The 15187-nt window shown below is 72.1% G+C and carries 13 protein-coding genes; 11 read left to right on the top strand and 2 right to left on the bottom strand.

The window, feature by feature from the left end; all coding sequences use genetic code 11:
- Positions 1-74: 74 nt before the first annotated feature.
- Together ISP_RS27315 and ISP_RS27310 are read right to left on the bottom strand one after the other, a co-directional pair.
- On the bottom strand, positions 75-3104 hold the full coding sequence (locus tag ISP_RS27315) for a discoidin domain-containing protein (RefSeq protein ID WP_013227072.1): 3030 nt from the start codon (positions 3102-3104) through the stop codon (positions 75-77).
- Between the two features lie 121 nt (positions 3105-3225).
- The gene (locus ISP_RS27310; RefSeq protein WP_013227071.1) at positions 3226-3810 is read right to left on the bottom strand and encodes a dihydrofolate reductase family protein; all 585 of its coding nucleotides are present in this window, start codon (positions 3808-3810) and stop codon (positions 3226-3228) included.
- 90 nt (positions 3811-3900) lie between these two features.
- On the opposite strand from ISP_RS27310, the gene ISP_RS27305 reads away from it, so the two are divergent.
- The 11 genes from ISP_RS27305 (at position 3901) to ISP_RS27255 (ending at position 15185) form a co-directional block, all read left to right on the top strand.
- Positions 3901-4656 carry a sulfite exporter TauE/SafE family protein gene (locus tag ISP_RS27305; RefSeq protein WP_013227070.1) on the top strand — a complete coding sequence of 252 codons (756 nt, stop codon included), beginning with the start codon at positions 3901-3903 and terminating at the stop codon, positions 4654-4656.
- Between the two features lie 29 nt (positions 4657-4685).
- Positions 4686-6950 carry a xanthine dehydrogenase family protein molybdopterin-binding subunit gene (locus ISP_RS27300; protein WP_013227069.1) on the top strand — a complete coding sequence of 755 codons (2265 nt, stop codon included), beginning with the start codon at positions 4686-4688 and terminating at the stop codon, positions 6948-6950.
- Complete coding sequence (locus ISP_RS27295; RefSeq protein ID WP_013227068.1) at positions 6947-7417, top strand: (2Fe-2S)-binding protein; 471 nt, start codon at positions 6947-6949, stop codon at positions 7415-7417. Before ISP_RS27300 ends, ISP_RS27295 begins: the two co-directional genes overlap by 4 nt.
- Positions 7414-8226 carry an FAD binding domain-containing protein gene (locus ISP_RS27290; protein ID WP_013227067.1) on the top strand — a complete coding sequence of 271 codons (813 nt, stop codon included), beginning with the start codon at positions 7414-7416 and terminating at the stop codon, positions 8224-8226. The genes ISP_RS27295 and ISP_RS27290 overlap by 4 nt, the downstream gene beginning before the upstream one ends.
- Before the next feature lie 153 nt (positions 8227-8379).
- Positions 8380-8991, top strand: a complete 612-nt coding sequence (locus tag ISP_RS27285; RefSeq protein ID WP_230468951.1) for a flavin reductase family protein — start codon at positions 8380-8382, stop codon at positions 8989-8991.
- 96 nt (positions 8992-9087) lie between these two features.
- A complete protein-coding gene (locus ISP_RS27280) occupies positions 9088-9237 on the top strand; it encodes a hypothetical protein (RefSeq protein WP_014467225.1) in 150 nt (49 codons plus the stop codon).
- Positions 9216-9809 (top strand): IS66 family transposase, encoded by a 594-nt coding sequence (locus ISP_RS48120; RefSeq protein WP_148281986.1) that lies wholly within the window; start codon positions 9216-9218, stop codon positions 9807-9809. The genes ISP_RS27280 and ISP_RS48120 overlap by 22 nt, the downstream gene beginning before the upstream one ends.
- A 55-nt stretch (positions 9810-9864) precedes the next feature.
- Positions 9865-11094: an HNH endonuclease signature motif containing protein gene (locus tag ISP_RS27270; RefSeq protein WP_014467224.1), complete on the top strand. Its 1230-nt coding sequence runs from the start codon at positions 9865-9867 to the stop codon at positions 11092-11094.
- 689 nt (positions 11095-11783) lie between these two features.
- On the top strand, positions 11784-12626 hold the full coding sequence (locus tag ISP_RS27265) for an ESX secretion-associated protein EspG (RefSeq protein ID WP_013227063.1): 843 nt from the start codon (positions 11784-11786) through the stop codon (positions 12624-12626).
- Between the two features lie 19 nt (positions 12627-12645).
- Complete coding sequence (locus ISP_RS27260) at positions 12646-13113, top strand: hypothetical protein (RefSeq protein ID WP_013227062.1); 468 nt, start codon at positions 12646-12648, stop codon at positions 13111-13113.
- Positions 13114-13121: 8 nt separating this feature from the next.
- Positions 13122-15185 (top strand): hypothetical protein, encoded by a 2064-nt coding sequence (locus ISP_RS27255; RefSeq protein WP_013227061.1) that lies wholly within the window; start codon positions 13122-13124, stop codon positions 15183-15185.
- Positions 15186-15187: the final 2 nt, after the last annotated feature.

Raw genomic sequence — 15187 nt, 5'->3', positions numbered from 1 at the left:
CCGATCGGGCGGGTGGAAAGCTCCGTGTGTCAAGGTACTCGCCCGCGGGCCCGGCGCGAGGTGTCCGAGATCGATCAAGTGCGGACGGACAACCGGGTGAGGCTCGCGTCGCCGGGCCGCCAGTCCGTGCGGACGGCGACGTACCGGGCCGGCCCGGTGTCCGCCGTCGCGTAGGTGACCCCGTCGACGCTGGTTTCGACGGTGGCGACGGGGACGCGGCCGCGGGTCCAGGCCAGTTCGACCGCGGAAACCTCCGTCACCGCCCCGAGATCGACGACCATCCGGCCGTCCGGGCCCGGCCGCCACGCCGTCGCCGGGTCGTCGTCGACGGCCGCGGCCGGGCTGGACATGCCCGGCGGCCGGGGCTCGGCGGGGAAGGTGGTCCCGCCGAGGGCGCGGTCGGTCAGCGGGTACGGGCGGAGTTCGCCGAAGACGACCGGCACGGTCCGCCGCGGCGGCAGCAGCACCGGCCGCGCGCGGCCACCGTCCGGCGTCACGGTGACGAGCACCGGCAGCCACCCGGCCGGGGCGGTGAGCTCGACCCGGCTCGCGTCGCGGACAACGGCCTTCAGCCCGGCCGGGCCCCGCACGGTGAACCGCGGCGGTTCGATGCGGCCTTCCGCGGGAGCCAGCGCGTAGGAGAGTTCGGTGCCCGTCCGGGTGACGGTCTGCTCGCCGCGGTACAGCCGGGTTTCCCCCGGCAGGGTCACGGTGCCGTGCACCGGGGCGTCGCCGAGGTTGACCAGCACCAGGAAGCCGTCGGTGACGCTCGCCTGCACCGCGGGCGCGGTGGTGGTGCGGCGCCCGGACGGCCGCGCCCCGGCCGGCTCGGGGTACAGCTCGGCGAGCAGCGGCGTGGCCGGGCCGTCCGAGAGCGTGACGCGGTTGCCGGCGACGGTGATCGGATTCGGTCCTGAGACGACGATCCCGGCGCGGCCGTCGACGTCCAGCCGGCCGCGGGTGGTCCGCAGGTCGGGAACCGGGTAGGTCGCCACCGACGTCCAGGTCAGGCCGTCCGGTGAGGTTTCGACCCGGTACTTCCGGCCGGCGGCCGCCTCCCAGCTCAGCCGCACGCGGTCGAACGTCGCGGGTGCGCCGAGGTCGGCCGCCAGCCAGCTGTCCGCCCGTGTTCGGTCCGATGTGGACACTGCCCACCGCGTCGTCGCGTCGCCGTCGATGGCGTACTTCGCCTCCTTGCCCGGCGACGCCGAAGAAGCCGACGCGGTTGCGGCCCGCGCGAGATCCGGTCCGGCGCCGTCGCGGACCTCGAACGCCCAGAGCGAGTAGCCGTACTGCGGGTCCGGCTCGATGCCGAGCATGCGGACGTGCCGCGCGGTGACCGGGGCGAAGGTCAGCTCGTCGGTCCGGGCGCCGGCCGGTGCGGTGCCCGCTTTCACCGTCACGGTCCCGTCGGCGGCGGTGTAGCTGCGGTCGCCGTCGAGGCCGGGCACGCCGGGCATCGCGAGGTTGTGGACGTCCAGCACGCCTTCGCCCGCGGCGACGCCGCTGCTCGCGTAGACGGCGGCTCCGGTGGGCAGGGTGGCCAGCGCGGCGTAGCCGGTGTCGAAACGCAGGACGCCGACCGTGCCGTCGAAGCCGTCGCGGACCTTCGTCCAGGTCCTGGCGTGCCGTTCCAGCACCGCGAAGTTCGTCGCGGGGAGCAGCATCGGGTTGGCGCCGCCGAGCACGAACAGCCAGTCGTCGTGGTGCGGCTGCCAGGCGAACTTGACGAAGCCCGGCTTGCTGACCGTGCCGGCCCAGGCGGCGGGGGAGCGGTGGGCGAGCAGGCCCGGGCCGGGACCGAAATCGGCGACTCCGGCGGCGTGGGCGGCGAACTCGCGCTCGTCCACCGGGACGACCGGGCCGCCGTGCGCGGCGCGCCACTCGTGCAGCAGGTAACTGATGGCGAGTTCGGCGCGGGCCTCCGGTTCGTACTTCGGTTCGCCGGAGAACTTCGTGATCCGGTCGGCGGGCGGGTAGGCCTGGTAGGGCTCGAGGCGGGCGGCGAGGTCGGCTTCGGCGCGGGCGGCGTGGCGGTCGCCGAGCACCTGGGCGCGGAAGGTCAGCGGGATGACGTCGCGGCCGTAGAGGTGCTCGCGGTCGGCGACCATCGGCATCAGCGGCTCGCCGGCGTCGCTGGTCATCAGCAGCATGGTCCGCCAGAGCAGTTCGCCGTTCGGCTGCGCGGTGAGCACCTCCGGCAGCGGCGTGCCGGCGGCGAGGAAGTGCATCGCGTTGCGGCCGGAGGTGCGCCAGAGCTCTTCCTGGTAGTGCGGGCCGAACGAACCGTGGTTCTCGACGACGAAGGTGTCGTAGAGGTTCGTGGCGGTGTTCGCGCTGATCGGACGGCCGTCGACGAGCCGCGGGTTGGCCAGGTCGGCGGCGGGCAGCCCGGCCTCGTTGCGGCTCCACGCGCCGAAGGCCGCCCGCCACTCGGCCGCCCGCGGGTCGGTGGGTGCCCAGGCGAGCGCGGGCGCGAGGGACTGGGCGTAGACGCCCATCTCTTCGAGCTTCGTGTCGCCGACGTGGCCGCCGAGCAGGCCGTGCGGGGTCCAGCTGCCCGAGTCCGGGTCGTCGCCGGTGCCGAGCGCGGTGGTGTAGGCGGCCTGTTCGGCGGTGATGCGTTCGACGTTCTGCCGCGTCGGATCGTCGAGGTCCGTCCACAAGAGACGGGCGGCGAGCACGAAGTACGACTGGAAAGTGGTGTCGAAGAACAGCTTCCGGCCCCACTCGGACCCGCCGGCCAGCCGGTTCGACGCGGCGAAGCGCCGGATCGTGGCCAGGGTGTGCGCGCGGAGGGTCTCCCGGCCGACGCCGGCGATCGTGGCGTCGTAGCCGTCGCGGGTGAGCAGGACGGCGTTGCCGAGCACGACGGCGAAGGTGAAGTCCCGGGCCGGGTAGGTCCCGGCTGCCGGGTCGAACTGCTGCTCGGCCCAGCGCGTGTGCCGCAGCAGGACGCGCAGGTACGTCGCGGCGACCGGATCGGGCGGGCCGCCGCCCGCCGCCGCCCGCGCCAAGCCCGGGAGCAGGCCCGTCGCCAGTGCGGCCGCCGCCCCGCCTGCGCCCAGCAGGCGGAGCGCTCGCCGCCGGTCCAGCTCGCCCATGCCCGCCTCCGCTCGTTGACAACCTTGTCAGCGCGGATTCTGGGACGCCGTCCTCCTGCCGGGCAAGCCCGGCGCCGCATCCCGTCCGGTTTCGGACACCGGAAGTCGTTCGTATAACGGTCTATACCCGGCGGTCGTACTGCGCGATCACGACGCCCTTGGTCGTCGGGACACAGCTGGTGAGGGCGAACTCCGTGAGCGAGCCGTCGCCGAAGAGCCGGGCGCCCGTGCCGAGGGTCAGCGGGTGGATCAGGAGGGTGTAGCGGTCGATCAGCCCGGCGGCGTGCAGGTCCCGGACCAGCGACGCACTGCCGATGACCGACAGGTCCCGGCCGGGGCGGGCCTTCAGTTCGGCCACCGTTTCGATCGCCTCTCCCCGCAGCAGGATCGAGTTCTCCCAGGCGTCGGCGTCGTCGAGCGTGGTCGAGGTGACGTACTTGGCGGCGGCGTTCATGTGTGTGGTGAACGGGTTCCCGTCGGTGCGCCGGCCCCACGCGGTGGTGAAGTCCTGCCAGGTGCGGCGGCCGAACAGCATGTCGCCGGGCCGGCTCATGCCTTTGCTCATTTCCCGGGCCAGGACGTCGTCCTGGTAGCGCGTGCCCCAGCCGCCGTGGGCGAAGCCGCCGCGGGTGTCCTCGTCGGGACGGCCGAGGCCCTGCACGACGCCGTCGAGGGTGACGCTCATGGTGACGGTGATCGAACGCATCGAGGATGTCCTTCCTGGGTGGGGTTCACCTCCGAGACGAACGGTGGCGTCCCGGATCGACAGCCGCGACCGGCGTGGTGAGATGACAACGTGATCATCGACCCGTGGGTGCTGCTCCTGCTCGTGCTGGCCGGCGTCGGAGCCGGCCTGACCGGGGCGACCGCCGGGCTCGCGTCGCTGGTGTCCTATCCGGCCCTGCTCGCCGCCGGCCTGGCGCCGGTGACCGCCAACGTCACCAACACCGTCGCCATGCTGGGCACCACGGTGGGCGCCGCGGCCGGCGCGCGCCCCGAACTGGCCGGGCAGCGCCGCCGGCTCGTCCCGCTCTGCGCCATCACCACCGTCGGCGGCGCCTGCGGCGGCTTGGTCCTGCTGTTGACGCCGTCCGACGCGTTCACCCGCATCGTGCCGTGGCTGATCGGCGGGGCGTCGCTGGTGCTGATGGCGGGGCCGCGGCTGCGCCGGCTGGCCGAGGGCACCGAGCACCACGGCCTCAGCCCGGCGACCGGCGTGGTCGCGTTCCTGATCGGCATCTACGGCGGCTACTTCGGCGCCGCCGCCGGTGTGCTCATGCTCGCGCTGCTGGTCACGGTCTGGAGCCAGCCGCTGGCCCGCACCAACGCGGCGAAGAACCTGATCACCGGCTCGGCGAACCTCCTCGCCGCGATCGTCTTCGCGGTCACCGGCAAGGTCGTCTGGCCGGCCGCGCTCGCCGTCTGCCTCGGCTCGCTCGGCGGGGCGTGGCTGGGATCCGCGCTCGTGCGCCGGCTGCCGGCGACGCCGTTGCGCATCGGGATCGGGATCGGCGGACTGGGCCTGGCGGTCGTCCTCGCCATGCGGGCATGATCGGCGGATATCGGCGAGCAGGAGACCAGATGAGCATTGTCGGGACCAGGGTGGTCCGCCGGGAGGACCGGGATCTGATCACCGCGGGCGGCACCTATGTGGACGATCTGCGGGTGGAAGCGCTTTCCGGAGCCGCGCACGCGGTCTTCGTGCGAAGTCCGATCGCGCACGCGCGGATCGGCGGCATCGACGTGAGCGCGGCGAAGGAGGCACCGGGTGTGCTCGGCGTGTTCACCGCCGCGGACCTCGGGCTTGCCCCGCACCCTTCGGGGCCGCTGCTGGAGCCGTGGCTGGCCGGGGACGTGGTGCGCTACGTCGGCGAACCGGTCGCGCTCGTCGTCACCGAAGAGCGCTACCAGCTGGCTGACGCGGCCGAGCTGGTCGACGTCGACTACGAGCCGCTGCAAGCCGTCGCGACGATCGAGGCGGCCCTGGCGGGCGAGACGCTGCTGTTTCCGGACCACGGCAGCAACGTCGTGCAGGTCAACGGCGCGAAGGAGTTCGACGACGGGATCTTCGGCGACTGCGAGGTCGTCGTCACCCAGACCATCCTCAACCAGCGCGTCGCGCCCGCGCCGCTCGAAGTGCGCGGCGCGGCCTGCGTGTGGGGCGAGGACGGCCGGCTGACGGCCTGGCTGTCCACGCAGAACGCCCAGATGGCCCGCGGCCAGCTGGCCGCGGGCCTCGGCGTCGGCGAAGAGTCGGTGCGGGTGATCGCGCCGGACGTCGGCGGCGGGTTCGGCGCGAAGATCGGCGCGGACCCGGAGGCAACCGTGCTCGGCTGGGCCGCCCGGCAGCTCGGGCGGGGCGTGCGCTGGGTCGAGTCGCGCAGCGAGAACCTCACGGCCATGACGCACGGCCGCGCGCAGCGGAACACCGTGACCATCGGCGGAAAGCGCGACGGCACGGTGCTGGCGTACCGCCTCGACGTCGTCCAGGACGCCGGCGCGTACCCGCGGATGCTGCTGCTGCCGATGCTGACCGAGCTGATGGCCGTCGGCGTCTACCGGTTCCCCAAGGTCGAGACCCGCAGCCGCGCGGTCGTCACCACCACCACGCCGATCGCGGCCTACCGCGGCGCGGGCCGCCCCGAGGCGACGGCCGCCGTCGAACGCGCGATGGACCGCTTCGCCGCCGAGATCGGGCTGGACCCGGCCGAGGTCCGCCGGGGCAACTTCATCCGGCCGGAGGAGTTCCCGTACCAGTCGCCGACCGGCGCGTCCTACGACACCGGCGAGTACGCGGCGGCGCTGGACAAAGCCCTGGACGCCGCCGGGTATGCGGAACTGCGGGCCGAGCAGCAGCGGCGGCGGGCGGCGGGCGACCCGGTCGAACTGGGTCTGGGCATCGCGGCCTACGTCGAGATCACCGGCGGCGACGGCGGCGGCGAGAGCGGCCGCGTCGACATCCACCCGGACGGCTCGGTCGTCGCGTGGACCGGCAGTTCGCCGCACGGGCAGGGGCTCGGCACGTCGCTGGCGATGCTGCTGTCCGACCAGCTCGGCGTCCCGCTGGAGAAGATCACCGTCCGGCACGGCGACACCGACGAGGTGCCGAACGCGGTCGGCACGTTCGGCTCGCGGTCGCTGCAGCTGGGCGGCTCGGCGATCCGGCAGGCGGCCGAAGAGGTGATCGCGCAGGCCCGCGAGCTGGCGGCCGACCTGCTGGAAGCGGCACCGGACGACCTCGAGCTGGACGCGGAACGCGGCGTCTGGCAGGTCCGCGGCGCACCGTCGAGCACCGTGCTCAGCTGGGCGCAGGTCGCCGAGGCGGCCGGCGGGGGCAAGCTCTCGGCCGACGTCTGGTTCGGCGGCGGTGCGCCGACGTTCCCGTTCGGCGCGCACCTCGCCGTCGTCGAGGTCGACACCGAGACCGGCAAGGTCGAGCTGCGCCGGATCGTCGCCGTCGACGACGCCGGGCCGATCGTCAACCCGCTCACCTTCCGCGGCCAGCGCCACGGCGGGCTCGGGCAGGGCGCGGCGCAGGCGCTCATGGAGGTCGTCACCTACGACGAGGACGGCAACCCGACGACCGCGACGCTCGCGGACTACTCGTTCGTCACCGCCGCCGAGCTGCCCGACTTCGAGCTCGTCGACATGGCCACCCCGACCGACCGGAACCTGCTGGGCGTCAAGGGGATCGGCGAGGCGGCGACGATCGGTTCGACGCCGGCGGTGCACAACGCCGTGGTGGACGCGCTTTCGGGCCGCGGCGTCACGCACCTGGACATGCCCACGACCCCGATCCGGGTCTGGGCCGCTCTTGAGGAAGCTCGGAAGGGAAGCGCGCAGTGAAGGTCTCGATCGAGGTCAACGGGCGGTCGCTGACCGAGGAGGTGCCGGACCGGACGCTCCTGGTGCACTTCCTGCGTGACACCGCCGGCCTGACCGCCACGAACATCGGCTGCGACACGACGTCCTGCGGCGCCTGCACGGTGCTGCTCGACGGCGAGTCGGTCAAATCGTGCACGGTGCTGGCCGCGCAGGCCGACGGCCACGCCGTCACCACCGTCGAAGGACTGTCCTCTTCGGACGGTGAGCTGCACCCCGTGCAGCGGGCGTTCCGGGAGCAGCACGGCCTGCAGTGCGGGTTCTGCACGCCGGGGATGATCATGGCGTCGGTGTCCCTGCTGGCCGACAACCCGAAGCCGGCGCGTGACGAGGTCCGCGCCGGGCTCGAGGGCAACCTCTGCCGCTGCACGGGGTACCACAACATCGTGAGCGCCGTGGTAGACGCGTCGGGGCAGGAGGTGGACCGGTGATCCCCGCTTCGTTCCAGTACCTGCGGGCGTCCACAGTGGACGAGGCGCTGACGCTGCTGGCCTCGCACGGCGACGACGCGAAGGTGCTGGCGGGCGGCCACTCCCTGCTGCCGCTGATGAAGCTGCGACTGGCCGCGCCGGAGTACCTGGTGGACATCGGCCCGCTCGACGAGCTGCGGTACGTCCGGCTGGAGGGCGACGAGGTCGTCATCGGCGCGTTGTCCCGGTACAGCGCGCTGGTGCAGGACCCGGTGCTGCTGGAGCACGCGCCCCTGCTGGCCCACGTGTCCGGCGAGGTGGGCGACCGCCAGGTCCGCCACCGCGGCACGATCGGCGGCTCCCTGGTCCACGCGGATTCGGCGGCCGACCTCCCGGCGGCGGTCCTGGCCTCGGACGCGGTCCTGGTGGCCCGTGGCCCGTCGGGCGAGCGCCGCATCCCGGCGGCGGAGTTCTTCCTCGGCCCGTTCACGACACCGCTGGAGCCGGCGGAACTGCTGACGGAGATCCGCCTCCCGGCCCAGACGGGCCAGGGCTGGGGCTTCGAGAAGTTCACCCGCCGCGCGATCGACTGGGCGATGGTCGGGGTGACGGTCGTGGGCGGCCGCGTCGGCCTGGTGAACATGGGCGGAGTGCCCTTGCGCGCCACGGCCACGGAGGAGGCCTTGGCGGCCGGGGCATCGATCGACGACGCGGCGGCGCTGGCGGCCGAAGGAACGAACCCGCCGGACGAGCCCCACGCGACGGCGGAGTACCGCCGTCACCTGGCCCGGGTCCTGACACGACGGGCCTTGGCGCAAGCCTCGCGGTGAGCAGAGGGGGCGGCACTTCCGCGGGTGCCGCCCCCTTGATCGCGATGGCCGATTCCCGCCAGCGCCGGGTCCCGTGTGGACGGCAGGATCGGTGGCGTGAAACCTGTTGAGCACACGGCCATCGAGCCCGGTATCCTGTATTTCGGTACTCCGGTGGTGTTGATTTCCAGTACCAATGAAGACGGTTCGGCCAATCTGGCCCCGATGTCCTCGGCGTTCTGGCTCGGCTGGCGGGCGGTGCTCGGGCTGGGCGTCCGGTCGAAGACCGCGCAGAACCTGTTGCGCACCCGGGAAGGTGTGTTGAACCTGCCGTCGGAGTCGATGGCCCCGGCGGTGGACCGGCTGGCGTTGACGACGGGGTCGGACCCGGTGCCCGGCGGGAAGCGCAAGCGCGGCTACTTCCACGTGGCGGACAAGTTCGAGCGAGCCGGGCTGACACCGGTGGCGTCTTCGACCGTGGCGCCGCCTCGGGTCGCCGAGTGCCCGGTGGCCATGGAGGTCGTCGTCGAGGCGGTGCATCCGGTGGGGGAAGACGGGGGAGTGGTCGCCTTCGAGGTGCGGGTGCAGCGGGTGTTCGTGCACGAGTCGATCCGCATGGCCGGCACCGAGGACCGCATCGACCCGGACACCTGGCGGCCGTTGATCATGAGTTTCCAGAAGTTCTACGGGTTGGGGCCGCAGGTCCATCCTTCGACATTGGCCCGGATTCCGGAGCGGCTCTACCGTGGTCCGGATATCGAGCGGGCGCGGCAGGTGGCTTCTTGAGTCTCATTCGTCCTGCTGGGGGTTCTTCGTTGTACCCTTTCGGTAACTGTTCAGGCTGTTTTCGGGCGGTGAGCGGGCCTGTGGGATGATCTTGTTGTGGGGGACGGTGTTCGTCCGTCGTATGACGAGCTGGCCGCGCTGGTCGCAGCGCAGGCGGTGGAGCTCGCTCGTGCGCGGGAGGAGATCACCGCGTTGCGGGGCGAAGTCGCCGCCCTCAAGCGCCGATTGGGCACCAACTCGGGGTAACTCCTCGATGGCACCATCGTCGGACCGGTTCAGCAAGCCCGCCCCCAAGTCGTTGCGGCAAGTCCGGACGCAAGCAGGGCAAGCAGCCAGGCACGCCCGGAGCGACCCCCCAGAATCGCCATGAAGACTCTCGAAAAGCTCAACACTGCTGCGCATATAGCACGAGACGCCGGCCTGGCGCGATCCCCGCCCACATCGTCGATCTGCTGATCTCCGGGTTCGTCCGCACCGTCAATCTTGGCCTGCTGCTGCCCCCACCCGACCGAGGCCGCAAGCAAAGCAAGACACGGAACCTGCTGGTTCGCCTGCGCGACTATCAGCACCAGGTGCTGCTGTTCGCCCGCGACCTCACCGTCCCGTTCACCAACAACCAAGCCGAACGCGACCTCCGCATGATCAAAGCCCAGCTGAAGATCTCCGGCGGCTGGCGCACCCGACACAGCGTCCAAGCGTGGCTGCGCGTCCGCGGCTACATCTCCACCGCCCGCAAGCACAGCCTCCACCTCATCACCGCCCTCCGCGACGCCATCACCGGAAACCCTTGGCTACCCACCACTGCCGAAACGACCTGAACAGTTACCCCTTTCGTGTGATGAACTGGTGTTCGATACTCGGTAATCTTGAGTTATGACCGACAACGCGGCCCTCCCCTCCGATGCGGTGGTCCTCGCCGACCGCATCGGTGAGCTGGTCGCGTGCATGCGGACTGCCGAGGCCGAACTTGGTGCGCTGCTGGTGGAAATCGAGCAGCGTGGGGTGATGGAGCTGTTCGGCTACCGTTCCGCCGCGCGGCTGCTGGAGCACCTCGCCGATGTCCCGAAGCAGGCGGGCGAACGGATGGTGAAACGCGCCCGGGCTCTCCACCCGGGCCGCAACCTCGACGGCAGCCCGATTCCCGCTCTCGCCCCTGCAACCGGTGTTGCCGCGCGCGCTGGGGAGCTGAGCACCCCGATGATCGACGTGATCACCGGTGTCCTCACCCAGGTCCCACCCGAGCACCATGCCGGCGTTGAGCAGAATCTCCTGTCTTTCGCCGCCGACGCCGGACACAAGCAGGTCGCCGCCCTCGGCGCCAGGATTCTGGCCCATCTGAACCCCGACGGCGCCGAACCCGCCACCACCGAACCCGCCACCCCCACCCGGGAACTGTTCCTGCGCCGCAAAAGAACCGGCATCTGGGAACTGAACGGCACGTTCGACGACGAGACCGGCACCCGCGCCAGCGCTGTGCTCGACGCCATCGCCGAGCGCCGCACCAGCGACGAGGGCCCCGACCACCGCACCCTGCCCCAACGCTACGGCGACGCCTTCTCCGACACGATCGACCTCGCCCTCAACTCCCCGGACCTGCCCACGCAAGCCGGGGAACGGGCCCACGTGATGGTCGCGGTGTCGCTAGCGGACCTGAAGTCCGGGGTCGGGACGGCCACCCTCGGCGACGCCGGCGAGATGTCGGCCGCGGAAGCACGGGTGCACGCCTGCGACAGCATGCTCATCCCCGCCGTCATGGGCGAGAAAAGCGAACCCCTTAACCTGGGCCGTCTCCGCCGCCTGATCTCCGCCGGGCTCCGCCGTGCCCTGTACCTACGCGACCGCGGCTGCGCGTTCCCCGGCTGCCACCGCCCACCCCGCCACTGCCAAGGCCACCACATCCGTCACTGGGCCGACGGCGGTCCCACCGACCTGACCAACCTGGTCCTGATGTGCGCCCACCACCACCGGCTCCTGCACCGCTCCGGCTGGCAAGTCCGCATCGCCGCCGACGGCCTCCCAGAGTTCCTCCCACCGGTGTTCCTCGACAAACGCCGAAAACCCAGGCGCAACAACCTCCACCAACCACTCCCATTCGCAGCCTGAACACGGGAAAGGCCCGCAGCCACACGGCTACGGGCCCACACCCACACCCACGCCCGCGCAATCACCAGCGCCATCGCAGCTGCTGCTTCCGGGGCCGCGATCGTGCCACTGTTGCCCACTCTTCCTCCGCGACCACCCCAGTCACCGCCGCCGCCTCGATCGCTGCCGTGGCCACGGTCGCTGCGCTGCCTCGATCGCTGCTGCAGGCTCGGTCGCGGCCACGGTCCCCGCTGCCGCCTCGATCGCTGCCGCCGCTGTGGCCAGATCCTTCCTTCGCCACGACCGCCACAGTTACCGCCGCCGCCTCGGTCGCCGCCGCCGTCGCGGTAGCCGCTGGCCCCGGTGCTGATGCTGAATCCGCGGTGACATGCGTCATCCGGCTTCCGAGCCGAGCGAGCAGCGAACCAGCGAATCGGCCCGCCGACCCGGCCAGCCCACCTCCTTCCACCCACGCCGCACCTCACCCACCAGGCCAAGTCCGTCACCTCGCCAAACAAACCGTCCCCCTCACCCGACCGGGGGCCGCACTCACTCCGTCGGGCGATTCGGGCTTCTTTGCCCGCGTGGTCCAGGGGATCGTGGTCTTTCGGGCATCCGGGTGGCGGTGCCGACGCCCACCCCGGCCGCACTGCTAATGTTCATCAGGGAACTTGCTTGAAGGTTTGATGAAAAGGATCCGGCGAGGGGCAATGGCGGAGCGGTTCGAGTTCGTCCTCGAGGTCTTCGAAGCACTCGTCGTCGGGCGGGCTACCGGGGGCGATGTCCGGCGGTACCCGCTCCGGGCCGGGAACCTGCCCACCGATCCCGTGCGGTTCGTGCGCGTGGCCCGGCAGGTCTACGACGCACTGGAAGAACGGCGGCTCTCCGTCTCCGGTGAGCTGCACCCCGGTGTCCGGGCCGCCTTCGAACTGCTCGCCGAACCGCGGGTCTCGGTCGCCGTCAGCGGGATCGACGGGCTCGGGGCCGATGTGGCCGTTCTCGTCGTCAGCGACGGTGCCCAGGCGCTCGGGATCACGCAGGCTCCGGACACCGATGAACTGCTGTTTTCGCTGTTCGCCGACGAAGAACTCGTCGAGGTCGTCACCGGGGTGCTGCCGCCGGCCCCTGCCGCCAGCACCGGGAAGCACGTCGTCCACCGGGCCGCCGGGCGGGAGGTTTCCGCCATGACCGCGAAGCGGATCGCGGACGCCGAGTTCGACGAAGAAGAGACCGATGCCTTCGGGATGATCGAGGTCAAGGCCGTCGTGCGGCCCGGGCGGCGGCCGCCGGCTGCGAAACCGTCCGATGTCGCCGTGCTCGAACGGGTGCTCGCCGAACCTCGGCTGGGTGGTGGGCACATTGCCGTCAGTGCTCAGGGGCGGCGGGGCGAACGGCTCGCCGGCGAGCCGCTGAGCTGGCTCGACACCGCCGATGGCCGGTACCTCGTGCACACCCGGACGGGCGAGGCCGGGGAACTCACCGCGGAGTACGTGCCCGCCGGCCGGGCCGACCTCTCGCGCGCCATCCGCGACGCGATCGCCGCTGTCTACTGATCGGGGAGGAACAGTCCTGATGACCGAAGAGACCGCGGCCACGGCCCAGGCTCTCCAGGCCACCATGCAGATGCAGGCCGCCACGACACCCGAGGCCAAGACGGTGGCCGCCCTGCGGGTCGGGCTCGCCGGGGCGCAGCTGAAGCGGCTTGCCCAGACCGGTGGCTTCGCCATCGACGACACCACGGGCAACCAGCTGATCGAGGCGCTCGAAGGCGTGCTCGAGTCGCTCGAGCAGCGCTGGGCGAACCTGCAGCGGTTGCACGACGCGCCGGCGCTGAGCCGGACCGCCACCGGGCAGTGGGTGTCCGCGCACATGGTCAGCACCGCCGCCGACGAGCACGGCCTCGTCACCCAGCTGCAGGCCGCGCGGCAGGAGTTCCCGACCTACATCGAAGCCATCAAGCTGGCCAAGCAGAACTACAAGTCCCGGGAAGAGACCACGCGCACGACGCTGACCTCGCTCCCGGCCGCCGACCAGAGCTGAGGGAGACCGTGGCACCCACCGCCGAGTCCGTCTCGGACCCGTCGTCCCCGGACTACAACCCGCGCAGTCCGCTCTACGACGTGACCGCCGATTCGTCGTCGAAGTACTACGTCGGACCGCTGACCACGGACCACTCGCCCTCGGGCGACCAAATCCGCGAGATGGCCACCCGGCAGGTCGACGACGAGATCCGGCGCGGCTGGCTCGGCCCGGTCGTCGACCCCGTGCTGCGCGACCGGAAGATCCAGGAGCTCTACCAGCAGCACCTCGACGACGCCAAGCACGGCCTCGACGAGGGCCTCGCCATGCGCGAAACCGGTGGGGCGCCGCGCACGCTGTGGAACAACGCCAGCCACGAACAGATGAACGAAGCCATCACACTGGACGCCAATCCGGCGACCGTCGCGGAAACTTCGGAAGAATGGGTGAGCGTCGGCAACGACCTCGGCACCCACCAGAAGACCCTCGCCGACGCGATCAACGCCAGCACCGACAACTGGCAGGGCGGCGCCGGTGACGCCGTCCGCGAGCACCTCGCCGGCGTCGGCAAGTGGCTGGGCGCGACCGCGCAGGGGGCCACGCTCGCCGGCCGGCAGCAGGAGATCCACTCCCAGGCGCTCAACGAGACCCAGCGGCAGATGGTCGCGAACCCGCCGGTGCAGTTCGACCTGCAGTCGACCAACCAGCGCCTGATGTCGATGACCGACCCGGTGCAGTACGCGGCGGCCGCGGGCGAGGCCATGCAGACCTATCGGGCGCAGCAGGCCGCGCGGGAGCACGCCGCGCAGATCATGACGCAGTACGACGAGACCATCGGCGGCGCGGTCGCCACCCCGCGGTTCCCGGCCCCGCCGAAGCTGCCGACGGCCACGGCGACCAGGCAGAACGTCGTCGCGCGCAGCGGCTCCGCGGCGGGTGGCGGTGATGGGCAGCCGCTGGCGACGCGGACCGCGATGGACGGCGTCACCCCGCAGAGCCCGCTCGACGCCCGCGCCGCGGGGCTCGACGGTGCCGGCGGGGGCGGCAGCGGTGCGGGCATCCCCGGCGGCGGCTCGGGCAGCGGCTCCGGCTTTTCCGGAAGTGGCATTCCGGGCAGTGGCATTCCGGGCGACGGCTCGGGCACCGGCAGCGGCAGCGGCTTCTCCGGTAGTGGCATTCCGGGCAGCGACACGCAGGGCGGCGGCTCCGGCTTCTCCGGCAGCGGCATTCCGGGCAGTGGCATCCCGGGCAGTGGCATCCCGGGCAGTGGCATTCCCGGTAGTGGCATCCCCGGCGGCGGCGCGGGTGGCGGCGGTGCGGGCTTCACCCCGCCGAACTTCGACGTCCCCAACACGCCCACCGGCGGCAACTTCAGCGGTGCCGGCATCCCCGGCTCGTCGCTGCCGCACTTCGACGACTCCACGACGTCGTCCGGCTTCACGCCCTCGGGAATCGGCGGGGGCGGGGGCACCGGCGGCAGCGGGTTCACCCCGCCGTCGATCCCGAACATCCCGGACATCTCCGGCGGGGGCGGTGGCACCGTCCGCGGCGGCGGTTCGATCCCCGGGTTCACCCCGCCCGGCATCGACCCGATCACCGGGCTGCCCCTCGGCTCCGGCGGGCTCAACACGCCCGGTGGCGCCAAGATGCCGACCATCGGGCGCGGCGGCGGGATCAACGGCGAAAGCATCGCCAGCCGGCTCGGCGGGATCGGCGGCGGGGCCGGTGGCGGCGGCGGTTCCCTCGGCGGGATCGGCGGCGGCTCCGGGGCAGGTGGTTCCGGGGCCGGTGGTGCCGGCGGCGGCGTGCGCGGCACGGGTGCGGGCAACCTGAGCGGTGGAGCCGCCTCCGGCGCGGCCGCGGAAGCCGAAGCGGCGGCAGCACGCAACGCGATGTCGGGCCGCGGTGCGTCCGGCGCCGCGGGATCGCCGGGCATGGGCGGCATGGGCGCCGGCCGCGGCGGCAAGAAGGAAGACGACAAGGAACACAAGTCGGCCGACTACCTCGAAAGCGACGACCCGAACTTCTTCGCGGGCGAAGAAGCGGTCGCGCCGCCGGTGATCGGGGACTGGAAGAACCAGGATTGGAAGTGACG

Source organism: Amycolatopsis mediterranei (assembly GCF_026017845.1).
Lineage (GTDB): Bacteria > Actinomycetota > Actinomycetes > Mycobacteriales > Pseudonocardiaceae > Amycolatopsis > Amycolatopsis mediterranei.
The sequence above is the reverse complement of the archived record's forward strand: the minus strand, read 5'-3'. Positions and strand labels throughout refer to the sequence as shown.

Bases quoted from the DNA above. Each gene is read 5' to 3' on its own strand.
- ISP_RS27315 (WP_013227072.1), bottom strand. From the start codon at position 3,104: ATGGGCGAGCTGGACCGGCGGCGAGCGCTCCGCCTGCTGGGCGCAGGC.
- ISP_RS27310 (WP_013227071.1), bottom strand. From the start codon at position 3,810: ATGCGTTCGATCACCGTCACCATGAGCGTCACCCTCGACGGCGTCGTG.
- ISP_RS27300 (WP_013227069.1), top strand. From the start codon at position 4,686: ATGAGCATTGTCGGGACCAGGGTGGTCCGCCGGGAGGACCGGGATCTG.
- ISP_RS27270 (WP_014467224.1), top strand. From the start codon at position 9,865: ATGACCGACAACGCGGCCCTCCCCTCCGATGCGGTGGTCCTCGCCGAC.
- ISP_RS27265 (WP_013227063.1), top strand. From the start codon at position 11,784: ATGGCGGAGCGGTTCGAGTTCGTCCTCGAGGTCTTCGAAGCACTCGTC.
- ISP_RS27260 (WP_013227062.1), top strand. From the start codon at position 12,646: ATGACCGAAGAGACCGCGGCCACGGCCCAGGCTCTCCAGGCCACCATG.